Consider the following 4,135-nt stretch of genomic DNA (forward strand, 5'->3'; position numbering starts at 1 on the left):
CGCGTGAGCGTCACGGTCTGGAAGTACGGGTGGTTCGCGATCAGCGGCAGCTCGGTGTTGAACGCCTGCGGATTGGCCACGATGTTCTTCACCGCCTGCAGCTTGGGCACGTAGAGCCGCGTTTCGGCCGGCATGGAAAGGTCGCTGTAGGTGGTGGGCAGGCCCAGGCGCTGGTTCTTGGCGATGGYGCGGCTCACGCTGCCTTCGCCCCAGTTGTAGGCGGCCAGCGCGAGCTGCCAGTCGCCGAACATGCCGTAGAGCTTTTGCAGGTAGTCGAGTGCGGCGCGCGTCGAGGCCACCACGTCGCGCCGGTCGTCGCGGAAGATGTTCTGCTTGAGGTCGAAGTCGGTGCCGGTGGCGGGCATGAACTGCCACATGCCCGCGGCGCGCGCGCTGGAAATGGCCTGCGGGTTGAACGCGCTCTCGATGTACGGCAGCAGCGCGAGTTCGGTCGGCATGTTGCGCCGCTCGAGTTCTTCGACGATGTGGAAGATGTACTTGTTCGAGCGCTCGGTCATGCGCTGGATGTAGTCGGGCCGGCTGGCATACCACTGCTCGCGGTCGCGCACCAGGTCGCTCTCGAGGTTCGGCATCTTGAAGCCGCGGCGGATGCGGTCCCACATGTCGGCGGGCGGCGCGAGCGTGACGACGCTCTGCGAATGGGCTTCGCTGCTGGTGATGGGAGTGAGCGGGCCGCCTGGATAGACCGGCGCCGCGCTGCCGGAGGCCTTGGCACCGGTGCCGCCGGCGGTGGATTGCGCGGATGCGGTGGTGGAGGAGGAAGACGGGCTGTTGGTGCCCGCGCAGCCCGCGAGCAACAGTGAGCCTGCAAGGCAGACAGCAGCGATAAGTTTCATCGGAAGTCGTTTTTCCATTGGCGCAGCGCAGCGAACACCTCGGCTTCGGCCGCATCGGCGGAAAGCTCGGCGTGCTCGCGCACCGCTCTAAGGACAGTGGCTTCGCGGCTGCGAAGAAAGGGGTTGATCCGGCGTTCGGTGGCCAGTTGCGAGGGCAGCGTGGGCCGCCGCTGCGCGCGCAGGCTTTCGCAGTGCGCGCTGTACTGAGTCAGATCGGCATTGCCGGGTTCCACCGCGCGGGCGAAACGCAGGTTAGCAAGTGTGTATTCGTGCGCGCAGCACACGCGGGTGTCGCCCGGCAGCGCCGCCAGCGCATCGAGCGAGGCCAGCATCTGCGCTGGCGTGCCTTCGAACAGCCGGCCGCAGCCGCCGGAGAACAGCGTGTCGCCGCAAAAAAGAAGCGGCGCCCGGCCTGCGCTTGCGGGCAGGAAGTACGCGATGTGGCCGGCCGTGTGGCCCGGCACGTCGATGACCGAAAAGCGCAGCCCGAGCACCTTGGCGGTGTCGCCATGCGACAGCGGCTCGAAGGGCTGCGGAATGCGTTCGCGTGCCGGACCGAAGACCGGCGCGCCGGTGGCGGCATGGAGCGCGGCCACGCCGCCCGTGTGATCGGGGTGATGGTGCGTGACTAGAATCGCGGCGAGCTGCAGCTTGTCGCGCGCCAAGGCGTCGAACACCGGTTGGGCGTCGCCCGGGTCCACCACGATCGCGTTGGACCCGTCCTGCAGCATCCAGATGTAGTTGTCAGCGAAGGCGGGCAGCGGAACAAGGGTCATGAGCGGTCAAATTATAGGTTTGCAGGATTGGTTCGCGACCCCCCCCGGCCGCTACCTGCTCGCGTGGGAGCAGGCCCAGTTCGACGAAGCCGTGGCGGATGTTTTCGGCTACCACGCGCTGCAGCTCGGTGCCGCCGGGGTCGATGGCCTGCGCACCAACCGCATGCCGCACCGTTGGCTGGCGCTGCCCGACCCCGGCCAGCCGTCCGGCAGGGCTGCGCTGTACACCGATTTTGCGGCGCTGCCGTTTGCCGCCAACAGCCTCGACCTGGTGGTGCTGCCGCATGCGCTGGAGCTGAGCCAGGACCCCCATGCGGCCCTGCGCGAAGTGGAGCGGGTGCTGGTGCCAGAGGGCCGCGTGGTGATCTGCGGGCTCAATCCGGCCAGCCTCTGGGGCATGCGGCAGCGCCGCGCGCACCTGTACCGCCGGCTCGGCCTCGGCGATCTCTTTCTGCCCGAGGGCGGCGAGTTCATCGGCTACTGGCGCATGCGCGACTGGCTGCGGCTCCTGAGCTTCGAGGTGGAGTCGGGGCGCTTCGGCGTCTACCGGCCCGCGGTGCGCAGCGAGGCGTGGCTCGAGCGCTGCCGCTGGATGGACGCCGCCGGCGAGCGCTGGTGGCCCATCTTCGGCGCGGCGTACTTCCTGGTGGCCGTCAAGCGGGTGCGCGGCATGCGACTGCTGAGCGCCGACTGGCGCCGTGCAGCGGCGCGCGCCACCGCGCCGGTACCCATTGCAGGCAAGATGCACAAGGCCAAGGCCGACCGCGCCGATTGAACATTGAAATATTGAAGAAGAAGGAAAAGAGCGTTTTGAACGAAGTCGTGATCTACACCGATGGTGCGTGCAAAGGCAATCCCGGCCCTGGCGGCTGGGGTGCGTGGCTCAAGTCGGGCGCCACCGAAAAGGAACTGTTCGGCGGCGAACTCAACACCACCAACAACCGGATGGAGCTCACCGCCGTGATCGAGGGCCTGGCCGCGCTCAAGCGGCCCTGCAAGGTCATTCTCTACCTGGACAGCCAGTACGTGCGCATGGGCATCACCGAATGGATCCGCGGCTGGAAGGCCAAGGGCTGGCGCACCTCGACCAAGCAGCCGGTCAAGAACGTCGAGCTCTGGCAGAAACTCGACAAGCTGGTGGCCGAAGGGGGCCATGTGATCGAATGGCGCTGGGTCAAGGGCCATTCGGGCGACGTCGGCAACGAGCGTGCCGACATGCTGGCCAACAAGGGCGTGGACAAGGCGCTGGGCCGGATCTGAGCCGCTGCCTGCCGAGTGCGCGGCCCATGGCGGGCTACGCCTCCAGCATCATCACGTCGACTTCGTCGCCCGCGGCCACATTGCCCTGGTCGTGGTGCAGCACCACGAGCCCGTTGGCCTCGACCATCGAGCTCAGCACGCCGGAGCCCTGGTTGCCGGCAATGCGGACCTCGGGCAGCGCACCGGCCACCGCCCGCACGAAGCCGCGCTGGTATTCGGTGCGGCCSGGCTTCTTGCGGATGGCGCTCGCGGCGCGCGCGCGCAGCAGCGGCGCCGGCGCGGCGGCAATCTCGTGGCAGCCCATCATGCGCAGCAGGGCCGGCCGCACGAAGGCAAGAAAGGTGACCATGACGGCCACCGGATTGCCGGGCAGGCCGAAGAGCACGGCAGAGCCCGGCTGTGATGAGGCCTGCTGGCTGCGCGGAACGAGCCCGACCGCCATCGGCCGGCCGGGGCGCATCGCCACGCGCCAGAACGCCATGTCGCCGAGCTGCTGCATCACGGCGCGTGTGTGGTCGGCGGCGCCGACGCTCACGCCGCCGCTGGTGATGATGGCGTCGGCCTGGCCCGCGGCCTGCTGCAGCGTGGCGGCGAGCGTGGCCGGGTCGTCGCGCACCAGGCCCAGGTCGATCACTTCGCAGCCCAGCCGCGTGAGCAGGCCGAACACCGTGTAGCGGTTGCTGTCGTACACCGCGCCTTCGCGCGGCGGCTCGCCAAGGCTCAGGATCTCGTCGCCGGTCGAGAAATAGGCCACGCGCAGCCGCCGCAGCRCGGGCACCGAAGGCAGGCCCAGGCTRGCGACCATGCCCAGCGCGGCAGGCGACAGGCGCTCGCCGCGCCGCAAGGCCGGCTGGCCCTGCATGAGGTCTTCACCCGCGAAGCGGCGGTTGTCGCCGCGCCGAAGCACCTTGGCGGGAAAGCGCACGCGGTCGCCGTCGACCTTGCAGAATTCCTGCGGGATCACGGTGTCGAGCCCTTCGGGCATGACCGCGCCCGTCATGATGCGAACCGCGTCGCCGGCGGCGTGCGCGCCGCGCCAGGCCGTGCCGGCCAAGGCGGTACCCACCACGCGCAGCTCGATGGAGGCGTCGGTCGGCGAATCGTCCCGCAGGATCGCGCCGTCGAAGGCAAAGCCATCCATCGCGGAGTTGTCGTGCGGCGGCACGCTGACCGGCGAGATGATGTCTTCGGCCAGCACGCGGCCGAGCGCTTCGCGCAGCGCGACTTCCTCGCGCTCGGCCA

5 protein-coding genes are annotated in these 4,135 nt (G+C 69.1%); 2 read left to right on the top strand and 3 right to left on the bottom strand.

What is annotated here, in order from left to right:
* Both AC1DOC_RS22415 and gloB read right to left on the bottom strand, forming a co-directional pair.
* On the bottom strand, positions 1–857 hold an 857-nt coding region (locus AC1DOC_RS22415), incomplete at its 3' end, for a transglycosylase SLT domain-containing protein (protein WP_478130508.1).
* Positions 854–1,633, bottom strand: coding sequence for a hydroxyacylglutathione hydrolase (gene gloB / locus AC1DOC_RS22420; protein ID WP_018906117.1), 780 nt, complete (start codon positions 1,631–1,633; stop codon positions 854–856). The genes AC1DOC_RS22415 and gloB, both read right to left, overlap by 4 nt.
* A gap of 19 nt (positions 1,634–1,652) precedes the next feature.
* Between gloB and AC1DOC_RS22425 the strand changes: the two genes are divergently transcribed.
* Both AC1DOC_RS22425 and rnhA read left to right on the top strand, forming a co-directional pair.
* Complete coding sequence (locus tag AC1DOC_RS22425) at positions 1,653–2,408, top strand: class I SAM-dependent methyltransferase (RefSeq protein WP_018906116.1); 756 nt, start codon at positions 1,653–1,655, stop codon at positions 2,406–2,408.
* A gap of 35 nt (positions 2,409–2,443) precedes the next feature.
* Complete coding sequence (rnhA, locus tag AC1DOC_RS22430) at positions 2,444–2,893, top strand: ribonuclease HI (RefSeq protein ID WP_012747450.1); 450 nt, start codon at positions 2,444–2,446, stop codon at positions 2,891–2,893.
* Positions 2,894–2,927: 34 nt separating this feature from the next.
* On the opposite strand, the gene moeA is transcribed toward rnhA, so the two are convergent.
* Positions 2,928–4,135: molybdopterin molybdotransferase MoeA (moeA, locus tag AC1DOC_RS22435; RefSeq protein WP_478130509.1), on the bottom strand; the 1,208-nt coding region annotated here is incomplete at its 5' end.

The sequence above is a fragment of the Variovorax sp. 01T439_2 genome (genome assembly GCF_056398445.1).

Excerpts from the sequence above, each read along its gene's own strand:
- gloB (WP_018906117.1), bottom strand. The coding sequence starts at position 1,633 with ATGACCCTTGTTCCGCTGCCCGCCTTCGCTGACAACTACATCTGGATG.